Here is a 15793-nt window from a genome sequence, read left to right as displayed (position 1 = left end):
TTGGGGAGTCGTCAAGCGGTTAAGACACTGGATTTTGATTCCAGCATGCGAAGGTTCGAATCCTTCCTCCCCAGCCAAATCCTTTGTTGGGGAGTCGTCAAGCGGTTAAGACACTGGATTTTGATTCCAGCATGCGAAGGTTCGAATCCTTCCTCCCCAGCCAACACCCTTTATTGGGGAGTCGTCAAGCGGTTAAGACACTGGATTTTGATTCCAGCATGCGAAGGTTCGAATCCTTCCTCCCCAGCCAAATAAAAGCGTGTAAGTTTTCTTACACGCTTTTTTACGCTAAGGGAAAAATAACGCTGAAAAACTTTTTTTTACCCGTCTTTACGCGTATAATCGCGAAATTAGTGTCTTGGACATAGGGCAAAGGGAAGCGTAATGTTTTCTGAGCGTAAATCAAATCTAGAATCAGGTGAAGATATGGCTGCTTATGACAGTTTAATGGTGTTTACCGGTAATGCAAATCCGGAACTGGCGCAACGTGTTGTCAAACATTTGGATATTTCACTCGGTGAAGCCACAGTTTCCAAATTCTCAGATGGCGAAGTGGCCATTGAATTGCTGGAAAATGTGCGTGGTCGCGATGTGTTTATTTTGCAACCTACTTGTGCGCCTACCAATGACAACCTGATGGAAATTTTGACTATGGCCGATGCACTCAAACGTGCTTCTGCCGGTCGTATTACCGCTGCGATTCCTTACTTTGGCTATGCACGCCAAGATCGCCGTCCACGCTCTGCCCGTGTACCGATTTCCGCCAAATTAGTGGCGAACATGTTGTACTCTGCCGGTATTGACCGTGTGCTGACCGTTGACTTGCATGCCGACCAAATTCAAGGTTTCTTTGATATTCCGGTAGATAATATTTACGCTACCCCGATTTTATTGAACGATATTAAACAGCAACGCATTGATAATTTGACCGTCGTCAGCCCTGATATCGGTGGTGTTGTACGTGCACGTGCTGTTGCCAAATCTTTAAATGCTGATTTGGCCATTATCGACAAGCGTCGTCCTAAAGCCAACGTGGCTGAAGTGATGAACATTATTGGCGATATTCAAGGCCGTACTTGCTTGATCGTAGATGATATGATCGATACGGCAAACACCTTATGTAAAGCAGCTGTTGCCCTGAAAGAGCGTGGTGCAGATCGTGTATTGGCATACGCCAGCCATGCAGTATTCTCCGGTGAAGCAGTGAATCGAATTGCTTCTTCTGAAATTGACCAAGTAGTTGTGACAGATACGATTCCGTTGTCTGAAGCAGCTAAAAAATGTGAACGCATCCGTCAAGTAACTATTGCCGGTTTGCTGGCTGAAACGGTACGCCGTATCAGCAATGAAGAATCCGTCTCATATCTTTTTAATGAAGAAGTGATGACAGGCAGCATGTTGCTGCCATAACCCCATGTCGTCTCAAGCTGGTCGCGGCCGATGACGACGATTTTATCTAAATTGGAGTATTAAACATGACTTACGAAATTCAAGCCTCTGTACGCGAAGCCCAAGGCACTGGTGCGAGCCGCCGCCTGCGTCGCGAAGGCCAAATTCCTGGTATTCTGTACGGTGAAGGTCAAGAGCCTGTTGCAATCGCTGTAGACCACAAAACTGTATTTTACGCATTGGAAAAAGAATCTTTCCATACCGCTTTGATTAAACTGTCTCTGAACGGTGAAACCAAAGACGTTATCGTGCGTGACTTCCAAATGCACCCATTCCGTCGCGAAGTTCAACACATCGACTTCCAAGCTGTGAAAGCCGATCAACCTGTACGCATCCGCGTTCCTCTGCACATTGTTAACGCTGAAAACTCTCAAGCTGTTAAACTGCAAGGTGGCCGCGTATCTCTGTTGAACACTTCCGTTGAAGTAATTGCTTTGCCTGCAAACATTCCTGCTTTCTTGGAGTTGGATTGTACATCAGTAGTTGCCGGCGACATTCTGCACTTGTCAGACATCAAACTGCCGGAAGGTGTTGAAAGCGTTTCTCTGAAACGTAACGAAAACCTGGCTGTTGCTACTGTTACCGGTAAAAAACGCTAATCGTAGTGAATATAAGAAGACCGTATCAGATAAATCTGATACGGTTTTTGTTTGATGTAAGCGGTGATAAATTCAAATAATGGAGATAAATCCAAAGTATCTTATAAAATCATTTGCTATAAAACTTGGGTATAGCGTAAAGCGATACGTTTTATAAGATTGAAGCAATTTCTTTGCGAAGCTTATTAAGAAAGCGTCCATGCCGTACCCATTGTGCAGCCGATTCATAATCCTGCTGTTCAAATGCTTGTTGCAAATCTTGATATAGGTTGTTTTGTGCATTTTGGATTTCTTGATCCAATGCTCGGATGGCATCATGATTTTGTTCCATCTGAGCATCCATCAATGTTTCCCGCCATTCCATTTGCTGCATGAGGAATTCCGGAGAGAAAGAAGTATGTTCAGGTGCGTCAGCATCGATACCTTGCATTTTCAACAGGTACGCAGCGCGGTCGATGGGATTTTTTAAGGTACGGTAGGCATCGTTGATGGTGGAAGACATCATCACTGCCTGCTTTTGCTCGAAGGTGGATGCTGAAGCGAATTTGTCGGGATGGAAGCGGGCAGCCAAGGCGCGGTAGGTTTGCTCCAAGTTTTCGGCGTCGATATCGAAAGCGGGTTCAAGCTGGAAGAGTGTGAAATATTGAGACATAGCGGGATAATTAATGTGAAATTTTCGGCAGAAGCCTGATTTTGCCTTATAATCCGCTGATTCTTAACCAAAAGGACTGAATATGAGCAGTAAAGTGCAACATAATAAAGGCAAAATACGCGACAATGCTTTAAAAGCCTTAGTGAAATCTGATTTGTTCCGACACAAGGTGGAACGGAAAAGAAAAGGCAAAGGCAGCTACAACAGGCAGGAAGCGAAAAAATGGCGGGACGGTTTTGATACTGTCCCGCCATTTTTATGTCTTAAACGTGGAAGCTCTCGCCGCAGCCGCAAGAGTCTTTGACATTCGGGTTTTCAAATTTGAAACCTTCCTGTAAACCTTCTTTGGTGTAATCGACTTGCGTGCCGTCCAGATAAACCAAGCTTTTCGGGTCGATATAAATGCGTGCGCCGTGTTCTTCGAAAATCAGGTCGTCCTCGTTCGCTTCATCGACAAATTCAAGGTTGTATGCCATGCCTGAGCAGCCGCTGGTTTTCACACCCAAGCGCACGCCCAAGCCTTTGCCGCGTTTAGTCAGGTAGTTATTGATGTATTTGGCTGCGTTTTCTGTGATGGTAATCATACTTTTTCCTCATTTCGTAATTATTTTCTGTTTGCCAGTTTTTATTTCAGACGGCCTCTTGATTTTCAGGCCGTCTGAAAACGCTGTTTTGCCCACTCTATTGCAGCGGCAATGGCAGCTTTTGCCTGCGGACTGTTTTTCCAACAGGTTGAGCCGGTCAATTGTGCGCCCTGTTCCAAAATATCGTCCAAATCCGCCACCGCCAGCTTGGTAATATCATCCAACCCCATTTGCCGCAAACGCTGCAATACGGTTTTGCCTATGCCTTTGACGGCAAGCAGGGATTGGGCTTCTTCATCGGTAAAAGGCATATTGTCTTCTTTGATTTTTCAGGCGTATCGACCAAATATAATCCTACGGATTATTTGCCCTCTCCCTAACTCTCTCACGCGGGGAGAGGGAATAGATTGGCAGGCAGTCCCAAATTTGGCGACAACTACAAAAGGATTAAGCCTCTGTGTCCTCAATTCACCCTGTCTGTTTAAGAGGTGAACAAACCGTTATGTTTGCTTTTCCTGAAAACTCTAAGACTTTCAGAAATCCTGTGAACGTCTGCCGACAAAGCACCCACTAATCGGATTATTTGTTTTCCTGACGTTTGCGATAGTCGGCAACAGCCGCTTTTACCGCATCTTCAGCCAAGATGGAGCAGTGGATTTTTACCGGCGGCAGCTCCAATTCTTCGGCGATTTCGCTGTTTTTGATTGCCAGCGCGTCATCCAGGCTTTTGCCTTTGACCCACTCGGTAATCAGGCTGGACGAAGCGATGGCAGAGCCGCAGCCGTAGGTTTTAAATTTCGCATCTTCGATGATGCCTTCGTCGTTCACTTTGATTTGCAGGCGCATGACATCGCCGCAGGCGGGCGCGCCGACCATGCCGGTGCCGACAGATTCGTCGTTTTTATCGAAAGTACCGACGTTGCGGGGATTTTCGTAGTGATCGATTACTTTATCGCTGTATGCCATGATGTGGTTTCCTTAATGTTTTTAATGGTGTAAATGGTTTGTTTGCTGATATTCAGATGGCCTGAGTTAGATTTTGCACGCGCCGCCTTCGCAGCCGTCGTCATTTTCTGAATCGATGCCGCCTTCTACGATAACGCCGTCAAAATCTTCAAGCAGCTTGTCGAGATTGTCGAGGTCAAGTTCTTGTTCGTCCATTTATATGTCTTTAAGGCTAGGAGATTAAAGGAAATTTATATATAGGTCGTCTGGAAAGTTTTATTGATTTCAGACGGCCTTTTATAAATGTGGATTAATGCGCCGCCCATTCAATCGAGTTCAAATCGATACCTTCTTTAAACATTTCCCACAGCGGCGACAGTTCGCGCAGTTTGCCGATTTTGGATTTAATCAGTTCTGCTGCGAATTTCACTTCTTCTTCGGTGGTCATGCGGCCGAAGGTGATGCGCAGGGAGGAATGTGCCAATTCGTCGTTGCGACCAAGTGCACGTAAAACGTAGCTTGGCTCAAGGCTTGCGGAAGTACAGGCGGAGCCGCTGGATACGGCGAGTTCTTTCACTGCCATAATCAGGCTTTCGCCTTCGACGAAGTTGAAGCTGACGTTCAGGTTGTTCGGGGCGCGGTGTTCGAGGTCGCCGTTGATATAGACTTCTTCGATGCCTTCGATGCCTTTGAGGAAGATGTCGCGCAGTTTGCGGTAGTGCGCCATGTCTTGCTCGAGTTCTTCTTTGGCGATGCGGAAGGCTTCGCCCATGCCGACGATTTGATGGGTTGGCAATGTGCCGCTGCGGAAGCCGCGTTCGTGGCCGCCGCCGTGCATTTGGGCTTCGAGGCGGACGCGGGGTTTGCGGCGGACGTACAGGGCGCCGATGCCTTTAGGGCCGTATACTTTGTGGCCGGACATAGACAGCAAATCAACTTTGGCGGCTTCAACATCGACAGGCACTTTGCCACAAGCTTGCGCTGCATCGACGTGGAAAATGATTTTGCGTTCGCGGCAGATTTCGCCGATGGCGGGAATGTCTTGTACCACGCCGATTTCATTGTTCACCCACATTACGGAAACGAGGATAGTGTCGTCGCGGATGGCGGCTTTCAGTACGTCTAAATCAACCAAGCCGTTTTCTTGTACGTCCAGATAAGTTACTTCAAAGCCTTGGCGTTCGAGTTCGCGCATGGTGTCGAGCACGGCTTTGTGCTCGGTTTTGACGGTGATGAGATGTTTGCCTTTGGTTTTGTAGAAGTTTGCTGCGCCTTTGATGGCAAGGTTGTCGGACTCGGTCGCGCCGCTGGTGAAGATGATTTCTTTGGGGTCGGCGTTAATCAGGGCGGCGATGTCGGCGCGGGCTTTTTCGACGGCCTCTTCTGCTTCCCAGCCGAATGCGTGGCTGTTGGAAGCGGGGTTGCCGAAGGTTTCGGTCAGGTAGGGAATCATTTTTTCGGCAACGCGTTTGTCAACGGGGGTTGTGGCGGCGTAGTCGAGGTATACAGGGGTTTTGACGGTCATGGTTTGCTCTTTCGTTGGGTCATCTGCCTGCGGTCTTTGCCGTAGGTCGGTTTAATGAATGTGTGTAAAGGTAACGACATGACTGCTGTCGCTGCAGTTTTTTTGTTCAATGATGCTTTGCAGCGTAACGCCGCTGAGGTAGTCATTGATGGTTTTGTTTAAGTTTTCCCAAAGGTCATGGGTCAGACAGGGGGCGCCGTGGTGGCAGTTTGCTTTGCTGCCGCATTGTGTGGCATCCAGTCGGTCTTCGGCTGCGGAAATGATTTGTGCAATATTGATTTGCTCGGCGGGCGCGGCAAGGATGTAGCCTCCGCCTGGGCCGCGTAGGCTTTCAACCAATCCGGCACGGCGCAGCTTGCTGAATAATTGTTCGAGGTAGGAGAGCGATATGCTTTGTCGTTCGCTGATGGCACTGAGTTTGACAGCACCGGTTTGCGCGTTCATCGCCAAATCTATCATGGCGGTTACTGCAAATCGCCCTTTGGTAGTCAGTCTCATGGTGTGGTTGCCTGTGTGGGGCGTTTTTATTAGTGGGGGGAATTGTCTAATATCTGAGTGTTTCAGTCAAGTATGTGGCGGCTCGGTTTGATTGTTTGTTTAAATGGTGGCATGGGTTGATTTTTAAATCGGAAAATATTTTCTTTATTTTTCTGTAATTTGGATTTTAGGCCGTCTGAAAAAAGGCTATCAACCCTACAAATATCAGGGTTAAAATGTTTTGATTTAATATTGATAGTGATATAGATTATCAAAATTATTCTTAAAATTTAGTTGTTTTGATGGAGTAAAATAAATGAGGTGTTTGAAATGTTCAGACGGCCTTGGCCATCCATCTTTACCTTAACAGAGGCAATCGACTATGAAATCTGATTTAAGCAAAATAACCTGTATCGAAGACTTGCGCCTTGTTGCCAAACGTAAAATGCCGCGTATGTTTTATGACTATATCGATTCGGGCTCTTGGACAGAAACTACTTATCGTGAAAACACTTCGGATTTCAAAGACATCCGTTTCCGCCAAAAGGTATTGGTTAATATGGAGGGGCGCAGTCTCGAAACCAAAATGATTGGGCAGGATGTGAAAATGCCGGTAGCGATTGCGCCGACCGGTTTTACGGGCATGGCGCACGCCGACGGTGAAATTTTGGCGGCGCGTGCGGCGGAAAAATTTGGTATTCCGTTTACGCTTTCAACCATGTCCATCTGCTCGATTGAAGATGTGGCTGAAAACACCAGCGCGCCGTTTTGGTTTCAGCTTTATGTAATGCGCGACCGCGAGTTTATGGAAAACCTGATTAAGCGTGCGAAAGATGCCAAGTGTTCTGCCTTGGTTTTGACTGCCGATTTGCAGGTTTTGGGGCAACGCCACAAAGACATCAAAAACGGCCTGTCTGCTCCGCCGAAACCGACCATCGCCAATTTAATCAATTTGGCGACCAAACCGGAATGGTGTATGAAAATGCTGAATACGGAACGCCGCACCTTCCGCAATATCGTCGGTCATGCGAAAAACGTGGGCGATTTGTCTTCGCTGTCTTCATGGACTTCCGAACAATTCGACCCGCGCCTGAGCTGGGACGATGTGGCGCGCATTAAGGATTTGTGGGGCGGCAAGCTGATTATCAAAGGCATTATGGAACCTGAAGACGCGGAAAAAGCAGCGAAAAGCGGTGCGGATGCATTGGTCGTTTCCAATCATGGCGGCCGTCAGCTTGACGATACCGTGTCCGCCATTAAAGCTTTGCCTGATGTGGTCAGCGCAGTGGGCAGCGACATCGAGGTTTGGATGGACAGTGGCATCCGCAGCGGTCAGGATATTTTGAAGGCTTGGGCTTTGGGTGCGAAAGGTACGATGATTGGTCGGGCGTTTCTGTATGGTTTGGGTGCGTATGGTGAAGAAGGCGTAACCCGTGCGCTGGAAATTCTGTACAAAGAAATGGATATTTCCATGGCGTTTACCGGCCATCGCAATATTCAAGATGTGGATTCCAGCATTTTGCGTTCTACGCGTTGGCATCAAGATGAGTTTTAATTTTTGAACATATGAAAAGGCCGTCTGAAAATCTGTTTTCAGACGGCCTTTTTATAGACGGCTATTTCTCGTTTTGGCGATACCATTCGATGAAGGCATCGGGTTTGACAAAGCCTAATAAGGGTTCGCTATGACTGCCGTCGGCGCGGACAACAAACACGCCCGGAGGGCCGAAGAGGCCGTATTCTTTCAGTAAGGCCTGATGGTCTGGAGTGTTGGCGGTTACGTCGATTTGGAAGAAGCGTTGCATATCGACTGCTTCGTGTACCTGCGGCTGGTTGAGCGTATAGGCGGCCATTTCTTTGCAGGATACGCACCAGTCGGCGTAGAAATCAATCAGCACGGGCTTGCTTGGGTCGGCTTTCAAGGCGGCATCCATAGCGGCTTTGAGTTCGCCGACATCGGTAAACATCTTGCCGTGGTCGGTTTCTTGGCCGGCTTCGGATGGCGGAACCAGCGTTAAGAAGTGGTGCAGGGCGGTGATTTGTTTATTGAAGCTTTGCCAGCCAAACCATGAGCCGCCAATCAGTAGTAAAAAGCCCAATACGGCGGCAACTGTTTTCAGACGGCCTTTTTGTTTGCCGGATTTTGCCAAAAGCATCAGGGCGGGAACAATCATCAGCAAGGTGTAGAGGCCGACTACTGCGAAATAAGGCAGATGCGGTGTGGCAAGGTATACGGCAACGGCCAGCAAGATGAAGCCGAATGCGTATTTGATGCCGTTCATCCAGTCGCCTGCTTTAGGCAGGATATGACCGCCGAATGTGCCGATGATGATGAGCGGTACGCCGGTGCCGAGTGCTAAGACATAAAGCGCGAGGCCGCCCAACACGGCATCGCCGGTTTGGCCGATATAGCCCAAAGCAAACGCCAGCGGAGGCGCAACGCACGGGCCGACAATCAGCGCGGACAAAATACCCATGATAAAGACGGAAACGATTTTACCGCCGGAGAGTTTGCTGCTTTGATTTTGGAAATAGGATTGGACAGAGTTGGGCAGCTGGATATTGAAGAAGCCGAACATCGACAGTGCCAATACCACCATCAGTCCTGCGGCGGCCAGTACGACCCAAGGCTGTTGCAGCCATACGGTCAACAGCGCACCGGTCAAACCGGCAATCACGCCGACCAAGGTGTAGGTCAATGCCAAACCTTGTACATAAACCATAGACAAGGTAAACGCTCGGCCTTTGCCGGCTTTTTTATCGCCCACGACAATACTGGAAACAATCGGCAGGAGCGGATACATACAGGCGGTAAAGCTTAAGCCCAAACCTGCGACAAAAAACGCCAACAGGTTGGCGTTTAAAGTATCCCAAGAGAGCTTGAAGCGGCTGCTGTCGGGATTGTTTGCACCGGGCTGGGCAGGCATTGGGCCGTCTGAAGAGGCGGACGGTTGCAAAAAGCGGTCTTTGGCAGAAACCGGCTCATCGCTTTGCGGCTGGTAAACCCCGTTGCCTTTTACGTCAAACTCGGTATCCACAGGCGGATAACACACACCGGCTTCGGCGCAGCCTTGATAAGTCAGCGTCAGTTTGTATTGCGGCGCGGCTTGTTTGTAAGGCAGGTCAACCTGTGCGGTATGGTGGTAAACCGTTTGTTTGCCGAAGAATTCGTCTTCTTTTTCTTCGCCTTTGCTGAATTTGGGTTCACCCAAGACTTTGTCCGGATCGGTCGCCGCAACGATTTTGGACTGGTACATATAGTAGCCGTCAGCGATTTTGAACTGCACGCTGACGCCTTGATCAGTTACATTGACTTGAGGCACAAAGGCTTGTTCGGGTGGCAGCAAATCATTGGCATCTACTGCGAATGCGAAGCTGCTCAAGCCTAAAAATGCAATGAGGAAATAAAGGAATTTTTTCATAATATCCACGGATATGCCGTTGAGAAACCGTCATTATAAATGATGGGGAAAACAATCGGCTTAATTTAAGTTAAAGATTACGCGAGTTGTCTAATTCTTTTGAATTATATCGGATTGCAGTTAACCGTACATGAGCGATAGTCTCATGTTATCGTTCAATTTATGCCAAAGGCCGTCTGAAATGTTCAGACGGCCTTTGTTGCTATTCAGCTTGGCTTAACTTTAAGGATAAGCGATATAAGCGTAAGCGGAATGGTTGTGTATCGATTCGAAGTTTTCGCTTTCGACGACGAATGATTCGATGCGTTTGTCGGCTATTAACACCGTGGCCACATCACGAACCATGTCTTCGACAAACTTCGGATTTTCGTATGCTTTTTCCGTTACATACTTTTCGTCAGGGCGTTTGAGCAAGCCGTAGAGCTGGCAGCTTGCCTGTGCTTCAACGTAATCGATGATTTCTTCAATGCCTACATCCGCATTCGCAATCAGGCTGACCGTTACATGCGAACGTTGGTTGTGCGCGCCGTATTGGGAAATTTCTTTGGAACACGGACACAATGAAGTAACCGGAACCATCACTTTCAGGCTGTGGCTGTATGTACCGTTTTTAATTTCGCCGGTCAGGGTAACATCATAGTCGAGCAGCGATTGGATGCCGGAGACCGGCGCGCTTTTCTTGCGGAAAAACGGGAAGGAAACGCTGATTTTGCCGGAATGCGAATCCAGCAGGGCAACCATGTCGGCAGTCAGCTTGTGCAGTGTATCGAAATCCAAAGCATCGGTTTGTTTTTCCATCAGGGCGACAAAGCGTGACATATGCGTGCCTTTTTGGTCGGCAGGCAGGAAAACCGTCATGGTCAGGCGGGCGACGGTGGATTGTTCGCCTTCTTTGCTTTTGAGAGAAATCGGAAAACGCAGGTCTTTGATGCCGACCTGATTAATCGGCAGGTTGCGTAAATCGCGGCTGGATTGCACGTCTGCAATGGCGTTCATGCGTTGTATGTCCTTCATGATAGGATTGTTGAGATGCGTGTAGGGGAATCGGCTCGTGTCGGCCGATTTGCAAATGCGAGATTATATCACTTGCTTTATCCGCCTGCATTGATTGTTTCTATTTTTCAGATAGTGATAAAATCTTCGATTATTCACATCTACATAGGCAGAGACCAAATGAAATTCGCCACGAAAGCCATCCATTCCAGCTACGATTGCGACGAACACAACCGCGCGCTGATGCCGCCGATTTATCAAAACAGTATGTTTGCGCTGCACGAAATCGGCGAGCAGGTTCCTTACCGCTATTCGCGCCTGAGCAACCCGACCCGCCAGGTCTTGGAAGATACCGTTGCCGATTTGGAGCACGGTGCAGCCGGTTTTGCGTTTTCCAGCGGTATGGCGGGGATTGATGCCGTGTGGCGCACTTTCCTGCAACCTGGCGATACTATTGTTGCCGTCGCCGATATTTACGGCGGCGCTTATGATTTATTGGTCGATGTTTATCAAAAATGGGGGGTGAACGTTGTTTTTGCCGATTTGGGCAATCCTGACAATTTGGACGAATTGCTCAAAGCGCACAATGTCAAACTGGTATGGCTGGAAACGCCGTCCAACCCGCTTTTGCGTTTGGTAGACGTCAAAGCCCTTGCTGCGAAAGCCAAAGCGGCCGGTGCGCTGGTCGGCATCGACAACACATTCGCCACGCCGTATCTGCAACAACCCTTGGATATGGGTTGCGATTTTGTGTTCCATTCCGCTACCAAATATTTGTGCGGCCATTCCGACGTATTGATGGGCATTGTTGTGGCCAAAACCAAAGAGCTGGCGCAGCCTTTGCACGACATGATGGTGCATACCGGCGCGATTGCAGGGCCGATGGACTGCTGGCTGGTGTTGCGCGGTATTAAAACGCTGGCTCTGCGCATGAACGCCCATTGCCAAAACGCACTCGAAATCGCGCGCCGTTTGGAAGCTCATCCTGCCATTGAAAAAGTGTTCTATCCCGGCCTGCCGTCGCACGAACATTATGAACTCGCCAAAACACAAATGCCCAAAGGCATTGGCGGCGTGGTTACGGTTTATCTCAAAAACGACACGCGTGAAGCGGCAAACAGCGTGATTAAAAACATGAAACTGGTCAAAATGGCTTCCAGCCTCGGCGGCGTGGAAAGTTTGGTCAACCATTGCTATTCCCAATCCCACAGCGGCGTGCCGCATGATGTGAAAATGGAAATGGGCATCAAAGTCGGCCTGATGCGTTTCTCTGTCGGTATCGAAGATGTGGACGATATTTGGAACGATATTTCCAAAGCATTGGATACGACTTTGTAAATAAGGCTTAAAGGCCGTCTGAAGGTGGATAGTTTTTCAGACGGCCTTTAAATTATGGTGATTAAGATGAATATCCCTGAAAAATTTATTCGTCCATTCCCTTCTCCGGAAGAAGTTTTTTCTGAAGAGATAGAGCGTCATGCGCAACATTTTTTACCCATTTGTTCGCTTAATCTTCAATTTATACGTCCTGACAGTGAAGAGTTCTGGATACATTTCGTCCAGCCTGCGGAAATTCATTCGGGTTGCGTAGGTGAACATACATCGGCATTTCATGACCGCTATAATTTTGAGGACAGTATTTGTTTTGATGTCGATGATAACGGTAAATATCGATTTAATGGCGATTGGCGTTTTTTTATTTTGGAAAACAAGGAAATACCGTCTGAAATCAAAACCAGAATAATGGAACAAGCGCAAAAGATTGCGGAAAAACAGGGTATGAGTTTTGATCAGGCAGCTTGGTATAAAACGCCGCATATTTATCGGCAGGATACGCAGGAAGAATTAGAAAACGTATATAGAATCAATCATCTTTGTTTTAATGCCATCAAAAATTTGTATCTGAAATATGGAAAATTCCTTCAGGGATATGTACCCATTGAGCTGGACAGTAAATATACTTTTGAAGAATTGGTTGCATTGAAGGAAGCTGCAGATTCACAATGTCAGGATGACGGGGCGGACAGAGATTTGATTGAGGATGCTGGCGGATTATCAGAGGGTATGTTGGAAGAAGGTTTTAACCATATTGATGAAATGTTCCAAGAAGAGTACGGTAATTTAGTGGATACACCCAAACGAGATGATGGAAAAGTTTTTTCTTATGTCGGCTATTTGAGCGGATATAAATTTCAGGAATATGGTTGCGATGAGTTATATCTATTTTTTGATGCAGACAGTAAAAAAGCCGTTGTCCGTTTGGTTTACAGTTAAATGATAAAACAGATTTTGAAAAAGGATGAATCATGAAAACCCTTATTTCAGCAATGATTGGTGTATTTGCATTGGCTGCTTGTTCTACCCCTGCCGATAAGCCTTTACCTCATCAACCACAAGCTTCTTCTGCCAAATCGTCTGAATCACATCAAATGAAAATGCCTACTTTAGCCGCCAAATGGCGTGTTGTTGCTTTCAATAAATTTACTGAAAAAGATTTGGCCGGTACTGATGCCTATCTGGATTTGAGCGAGATGCCTAAGGCGTATGGCAAGATGGGTTGCAACGGTATGATGTTCCAAGCCAATACGATTGGTTCGGACAAAATTGATTTTGGCCATATTGCGGTAAGCATGATGCTGTGTGAAGACATGAAGCTGGAAGATGCGTTTTTGCGCAAACAAAGCGTATGGAACTATCGTTTTGACGGTAACGATTTGATTTTGGAACAAAAAGGCATCAGTATCCGTTTGCGCCGTGAATGATCTTAAAGGCCGTCTGAAAATAAATATTTCAGACGGCCTTTTGAATCTTTATAATAAGCCCTATTTGAAACTGATACCGAATATCAAGGAAACCTATTATGGCAGCTTCTCCAGAAGCCAAATTTACCGAAGAAAAAGTCTTGTGGATTAAACACCATACGCCTAAGTTGATGACTTTTGCCATCAGCCGTCCCGAGTCCTACCGTTTTTCAGCAGGGCAGTTTTCGCGGCTCGGGTTTCGCGACGGCGAGGGCTTTATTTGGCGCGCGTATTCTGTCGTATCTGCCGAATACGCCGACACGCTTGAGTATTTCGCGGTGTTAATCGAAGGCGGTCCGATGTCGGCACGTTTTGCTGCAATGAAAGAGGGTGACACCATTTTGCTGGATAAAACGGCTACCGGTTTCCTCTTGCCCGAGCGTTTCCCCGACGGCAAGGACTTGGTTATGCTCTGCACGGGTTCCGGTATTGCGCCTTTCCTCTCCATTATCGAGCAGCCTGAAATTTGGCAGCGTTTCGACCGTTTGGTTTTGGCGCATTCCGTCTCTTACGCCGACGAATTGATTTTCAACCAGCGTCTTGCCGATTTGAAAGAGCATCCGCTGATTGAAGAATATTTCCATAAATTCACTTTTGTTCCGGTTACCACGCGTGAAGAAACGGAAGGCGCATTGAGCGGCAAACGGATTCCCGAATTGCTGAAGAATGGCGGTTTGGAAGCAAAAATCGGCTTTAAGTTCACCAAAGCTGATACGCGCTTTATGGTTTGCGGCAATCCGGCAATGGTCAAAGACACTTTCCAAGCCCTGATGGATTTGGGCTATGCCATGCACCGCAACCGCATCCCCGGCGAAATCATGATGGAAAATGGTTTCTAAATTCATTCGCAATATACAGCCGTATATAGAAGTGTACAAACCTGCTTATAAACAGTATATTAAGCGGGTTTTTATTTTGCCTGTAATATACGGCGATATACGGAAAACCACTCAAAGCAACATTAATCAGGGGGGATTTTCTGGGGTATATTTTGTGAAGGTTAGGAAAAATGGCGGAATCCAACCGTTTGACGCAGCGGAAAATTGACACGGCAAAGCCGGGGGATAAGGCTTATAAGCTTTACGATGGCGGCGGGCTGTTTTTGTTTGTGCATCCTGCCGGTGGGAAATACTGGCGGCTGAAATATCGGTACGGTGGTCGTGAAAAGGTGTTGTCTATCGGTGTTTATCCGGTCGTGACCCTTAAGGCGGCGCGTGATGCGGCTTTTGAGGCAAAGCGGCAGCTTTATGAGGGGATAGACCCGAGTGCGTTGAAGCGATCTGCAAAACAGGCGGCGCGGGCGGCGGCCGGTGGGCAAAGTATGGTCGATTTGGGCGCGGCATGGTATGAATCGCGGGTGGGTAAGCTGGCTAAAAATACGTTGGATGGCGACAAGGCGAGCCTTGCGCATATCAATGAATTTTTCCGAAAGAATACGGATATTAATGCCATTACGGCGCTGGATATGTCTGAGTTTGTTGAATGGATGAATGCCAAGAATATACCGGCGCGTGCAACGCGTGTGATGCAGATTGCTGAAGCGGTGTGGGATTATGCTGTTCGTAAGGGCATAATTATCAGTGATAGGCGTAATCCTGTCGAAACGGCCAAAGGGTTGCTTACGCCTTATCAATCAAAACCGGAAGCGCATTTGGCTGAGAGCGAGTTGCCGTTGTTTTTTTATTCGCTCCTGAAAGATGAAAGAATTACGGCTTTGGCCAAGTATTTGGTATTGCTTACCGCGCTTATTGCACCACGGAGTGGATCGATAGTGGCCAGCCGGTGGGAAAATGTGGATTTGGATCGTAAAGTCTGGCTTATGCCGGGTGAAGATATGAAGATGCGGAATGATTTTTTGATTCCGCTGTCTGATTGGTCGGTGGCATTGCTGTCTGAGCTGCGTAAGGCAACGGGGCGGCATGAATTTGTTTTTCCGGCCATGAGGAATGATAGTGTATCGGGTACTGTTGGCGTGAAGCTTGGGCATCAGGCGATTAAGCGGTGTGGTTATGATGGGCAGACTGCCGGTAAATCGAATGCTACCATGCACGGCTTTCGGCACTTGATGACGAATATTTGCCTGGTGAACGGCAAGGATATTCTGACGATGGATTTGGCGCTTGGGCATGTGAGTAAATCGGCGTTAAAGCGAGCGGGGTTTTCTTCTTTACCGCATTATCTGACAGCTCAGGAATTCAGATTTAATGAGCGGCGTGAACTGGCGCAATGGTATAGTGATTATTTGCGCCGGTATTATGATCAGGCTGTGGCGCGGCTACATGGGGAAGGGATAACGGATTTCTTCGGTAATTGGAAGATGTTTTATCAGGATTGAGATTATGAAAC

At 47.6% G+C, this 15793-nt stretch carries 18 protein-coding genes and 3 tRNA genes; 12 read left to right on the top strand and 9 right to left on the bottom strand.

Going from position 1 to position 15793, the window contains the following annotated elements:
• Position 1: 1 nt before the first annotated feature.
• The 5 genes from ACTHUF_RS01330 (at position 2) to ACTHUF_RS01310 (ending at position 2048) form a co-directional block, all read left to right on the top strand.
• A tRNA-Gln gene (locus ACTHUF_RS01330) sits at positions 2 to 77 on the top strand.
• Positions 78 to 87: 10 nt separating this feature from the next.
• A tRNA-Gln gene (locus ACTHUF_RS01325) sits at positions 88 to 163 on the top strand.
• A gap of 11 nt (positions 164 to 174) precedes the next feature.
• Positions 175 to 250: transfer RNA gene (locus tag ACTHUF_RS01320), tRNA-Gln, on the top strand.
• A gap of 176 nt (positions 251 to 426) precedes the next feature.
• Positions 427 to 1410 carry a ribose-phosphate pyrophosphokinase gene (locus tag ACTHUF_RS01315; protein WP_141746368.1) on the top strand — a complete coding sequence of 328 codons (984 nt, stop codon included), beginning with the start codon at positions 427 to 429 and terminating at the stop codon, positions 1408 to 1410.
• 65 nt (positions 1411 to 1475) lie between these two features.
• Positions 1476 to 2048: a 50S ribosomal protein L25/general stress protein Ctc gene (locus tag ACTHUF_RS01310; protein ID WP_049349632.1), complete on the top strand. Its 573-nt coding sequence runs from the start codon at positions 1476 to 1478 to the stop codon at positions 2046 to 2048.
• Between the two features lie 151 nt (positions 2049 to 2199).
• On the opposite strand, the gene hscB is transcribed toward ACTHUF_RS01310, so the two are convergent.
• A complete protein-coding gene (hscB, locus tag ACTHUF_RS01305; protein WP_049349631.1) occupies positions 2200 to 2700 on the bottom strand; it encodes a Fe-S protein assembly co-chaperone HscB in 501 nt (166 codons plus the stop codon).
• A gap of 82 nt (positions 2701 to 2782) precedes the next feature.
• Between hscB and ACTHUF_RS01300 the strand changes: the two genes are divergently transcribed.
• Complete coding sequence (locus ACTHUF_RS01300) at positions 2783 to 3004, top strand: alternative ribosome-rescue factor A (RefSeq protein WP_003746467.1); 222 nt, start codon at positions 2783 to 2785, stop codon at positions 3002 to 3004.
• Here ACTHUF_RS01300 and iscA read toward each other — a convergent pair.
• The 6 genes from iscA to iscR all read right to left on the bottom strand — a co-directional run bounded on the left by iscA (position 2964) and on the right by iscR (position 6252).
• Positions 2964 to 3284, bottom strand: a complete 321-nt coding sequence (gene iscA / locus ACTHUF_RS01295) for an iron-sulfur cluster assembly protein IscA (RefSeq protein WP_003680782.1) — start codon at positions 3282 to 3284, stop codon at positions 2964 to 2966. The two genes, ACTHUF_RS01300 and iscA, sit on opposite strands and share 41 nt — an antisense overlap.
• A 65-nt stretch (positions 3285 to 3349) precedes the next feature.
• Positions 3350 to 3595 (bottom strand): recombinase RecA, encoded by a 246-nt coding sequence (locus tag ACTHUF_RS01290; RefSeq protein WP_311477305.1) that lies wholly within the window; start codon positions 3593 to 3595, stop codon positions 3350 to 3352.
• Positions 3596 to 3863: 268 nt separating this feature from the next.
• On the bottom strand, positions 3864 to 4250 hold the full coding sequence (gene iscU / locus ACTHUF_RS01285; protein ID WP_003674559.1) for a Fe-S cluster assembly scaffold IscU: 387 nt from the start codon (positions 4248 to 4250) through the stop codon (positions 3864 to 3866).
• 66 nt (positions 4251 to 4316) lie between these two features.
• Entirely contained in the window at positions 4317 to 4445 is a 129-nt protein-coding gene (locus tag ACTHUF_RS01280; protein WP_311477303.1) for a hypothetical protein, read from the bottom strand.
• A 94-nt stretch (positions 4446 to 4539) separates the two neighbouring features.
• Entirely contained in the window at positions 4540 to 5754 is a 1215-nt protein-coding gene (locus tag ACTHUF_RS01275) for an IscS subfamily cysteine desulfurase (RefSeq protein ID WP_315094797.1), read from the bottom strand.
• Positions 5755 to 5805: 51 nt separating this feature from the next.
• Positions 5806 to 6252 (bottom strand): Fe-S cluster assembly transcriptional regulator IscR, encoded by a 447-nt coding sequence (gene iscR / locus ACTHUF_RS01270; RefSeq protein WP_003746476.1) that lies wholly within the window; start codon positions 6250 to 6252, stop codon positions 5806 to 5808.
• A 361-nt stretch (positions 6253 to 6613) separates the two neighbouring features.
• Here iscR and ACTHUF_RS01265 point away from each other — a divergent pair, with 361 nt between their 5' ends.
• Positions 6614 to 7786, top strand: a complete 1173-nt coding sequence (locus ACTHUF_RS01265) for an alpha-hydroxy acid oxidase (RefSeq protein WP_315094799.1) — start codon at positions 6614 to 6616, stop codon at positions 7784 to 7786.
• Between the two features lie 61 nt (positions 7787 to 7847).
• Here ACTHUF_RS01265 and dsbD read toward each other — a convergent pair whose 3' ends face one another.
• Together dsbD and folE2 are read right to left on the bottom strand one after the other, a co-directional pair.
• Positions 7848 to 9653 carry a protein-disulfide reductase DsbD gene (gene dsbD, locus ACTHUF_RS01260; protein ID WP_315094936.1) on the bottom strand — a complete coding sequence of 602 codons (1806 nt, stop codon included), beginning with the start codon at positions 9651 to 9653 and terminating at the stop codon, positions 7848 to 7850.
• Between the two features lie 222 nt (positions 9654 to 9875).
• Complete coding sequence (folE2, locus tag ACTHUF_RS01255) at positions 9876 to 10649, bottom strand: GTP cyclohydrolase FolE2 (protein WP_003685690.1); 774 nt, start codon at positions 10647 to 10649, stop codon at positions 9876 to 9878.
• A gap of 177 nt (positions 10650 to 10826) precedes the next feature.
• Here folE2 and ACTHUF_RS01250 point away from each other — a divergent pair, with 177 nt between their 5' ends.
• From ACTHUF_RS01250 to ACTHUF_RS01230, 5 genes are all read left to right on the top strand, one after another.
• Complete coding sequence (locus tag ACTHUF_RS01250; protein WP_315094801.1) at positions 10827 to 11984, top strand: PLP-dependent aspartate aminotransferase family protein; 1158 nt, start codon at positions 10827 to 10829, stop codon at positions 11982 to 11984.
• Positions 11985 to 12050: 66 nt separating this feature from the next.
• Positions 12051 to 12920 carry a hypothetical protein gene (locus ACTHUF_RS01245; RefSeq protein WP_315094803.1) on the top strand — a complete coding sequence of 290 codons (870 nt, stop codon included), beginning with the start codon at positions 12051 to 12053 and terminating at the stop codon, positions 12918 to 12920.
• A 32-nt stretch (positions 12921 to 12952) separates the two neighbouring features.
• Positions 12953 to 13408, top strand: a complete 456-nt coding sequence (locus tag ACTHUF_RS01240) for an META domain-containing protein (protein WP_315094804.1) — start codon at positions 12953 to 12955, stop codon at positions 13406 to 13408.
• A gap of 98 nt (positions 13409 to 13506) precedes the next feature.
• Complete coding sequence (locus tag ACTHUF_RS01235) at positions 13507 to 14286, top strand: ferredoxin--NADP reductase (protein ID WP_049322251.1); 780 nt, start codon at positions 13507 to 13509, stop codon at positions 14284 to 14286.
• 170 nt (positions 14287 to 14456) lie between these two features.
• Positions 14457 to 15782 (top strand): tyrosine-type recombinase/integrase, encoded by a 1326-nt coding sequence (locus ACTHUF_RS01230; RefSeq protein WP_107696885.1) that lies wholly within the window; start codon positions 14457 to 14459, stop codon positions 15780 to 15782.
• Positions 15783 to 15793 lie beyond the last annotated feature (11 nt).

The organism is Neisseria sp. P0024.S006, from assembly GCF_051956595.1.
GTDB lineage: Bacteria > Pseudomonadota > Gammaproteobacteria > Burkholderiales > Neisseriaceae > Neisseria.
Note: the sequence above shows the minus strand (reverse complement) of the source record. Positions and strands in the feature narration are given on the sequence as shown.

What these genes read in the sequence shown, in the direction of transcription:
- ACTHUF_RS01315 (WP_141746368.1), top strand. Translation starts at nt 427, where the DNA reads ATGGCTGCTTATGACAGTTTAATGGTGTTTACCGGTAATGCAAATCCG.
- ACTHUF_RS01310 (WP_049349632.1), top strand. Translation starts at nt 1,476, where the DNA reads ATGACTTACGAAATTCAAGCCTCTGTACGCGAAGCCCAAGGCACTGGT.
- hscB (WP_049349631.1), bottom strand. Translation starts at nt 2,700, where the DNA reads ATGTCTCAATATTTCACACTCTTCCAGCTTGAACCCGCTTTCGATATC.
- ACTHUF_RS01300 (WP_003746467.1), top strand. Translation starts at nt 2,783, where the DNA reads ATGAGCAGTAAAGTGCAACATAATAAAGGCAAAATACGCGACAATGCT.
- iscA (WP_003680782.1), bottom strand. Translation starts at nt 3,284, where the DNA reads ATGATTACCATCACAGAAAACGCAGCCAAATACATCAATAACTACCTG.
- ACTHUF_RS01290 (WP_311477305.1), bottom strand. Translation starts at nt 3,595, where the DNA reads ATGCCTTTTACCGATGAAGAAGCCCAATCCCTGCTTGCCGTCAAAGGC.
- iscU (WP_003674559.1), bottom strand. Translation starts at nt 4,250, where the DNA reads ATGGCATACAGCGATAAAGTAATCGATCACTACGAAAATCCCCGCAAC.
- ACTHUF_RS01280 (WP_311477303.1), bottom strand. Translation starts at nt 4,445, where the DNA reads ATGGACGAACAAGAACTTGACCTCGACAATCTCGACAAGCTGCTTGAA.
- ACTHUF_RS01275 (WP_315094797.1), bottom strand. Translation starts at nt 5,754, where the DNA reads ATGACCGTCAAAACCCCTGTATACCTCGACTACGCCGCCACAACCCCC.
- iscR (WP_003746476.1), bottom strand. Translation starts at nt 6,252, where the DNA reads ATGAGACTGACTACCAAAGGGCGATTTGCAGTAACCGCCATGATAGAT.
- ACTHUF_RS01265 (WP_315094799.1), top strand. Translation starts at nt 6,614, where the DNA reads ATGAAATCTGATTTAAGCAAAATAACCTGTATCGAAGACTTGCGCCTT.
- dsbD (WP_315094936.1), bottom strand. Translation starts at nt 9,653, where the DNA reads ATGAAAAAATTCCTTTATTTCCTCATTGCATTTTTAGGCTTGAGCAGC.
- folE2 (WP_003685690.1), bottom strand. Translation starts at nt 10,649, where the DNA reads ATGAACGCCATTGCAGACGTGCAATCCAGCCGCGATTTACGCAACCTG.
- ACTHUF_RS01250 (WP_315094801.1), top strand. Translation starts at nt 10,827, where the DNA reads ATGAAATTCGCCACGAAAGCCATCCATTCCAGCTACGATTGCGACGAA.
- ACTHUF_RS01245 (WP_315094803.1), top strand. Translation starts at nt 12,051, where the DNA reads ATGAATATCCCTGAAAAATTTATTCGTCCATTCCCTTCTCCGGAAGAA.
- ACTHUF_RS01240 (WP_315094804.1), top strand. Translation starts at nt 12,953, where the DNA reads ATGAAAACCCTTATTTCAGCAATGATTGGTGTATTTGCATTGGCTGCT.
- ACTHUF_RS01235 (WP_049322251.1), top strand. Translation starts at nt 13,507, where the DNA reads ATGGCAGCTTCTCCAGAAGCCAAATTTACCGAAGAAAAAGTCTTGTGG.
- ACTHUF_RS01230 (WP_107696885.1), top strand. Translation starts at nt 14,457, where the DNA reads ATGGCGGAATCCAACCGTTTGACGCAGCGGAAAATTGACACGGCAAAG.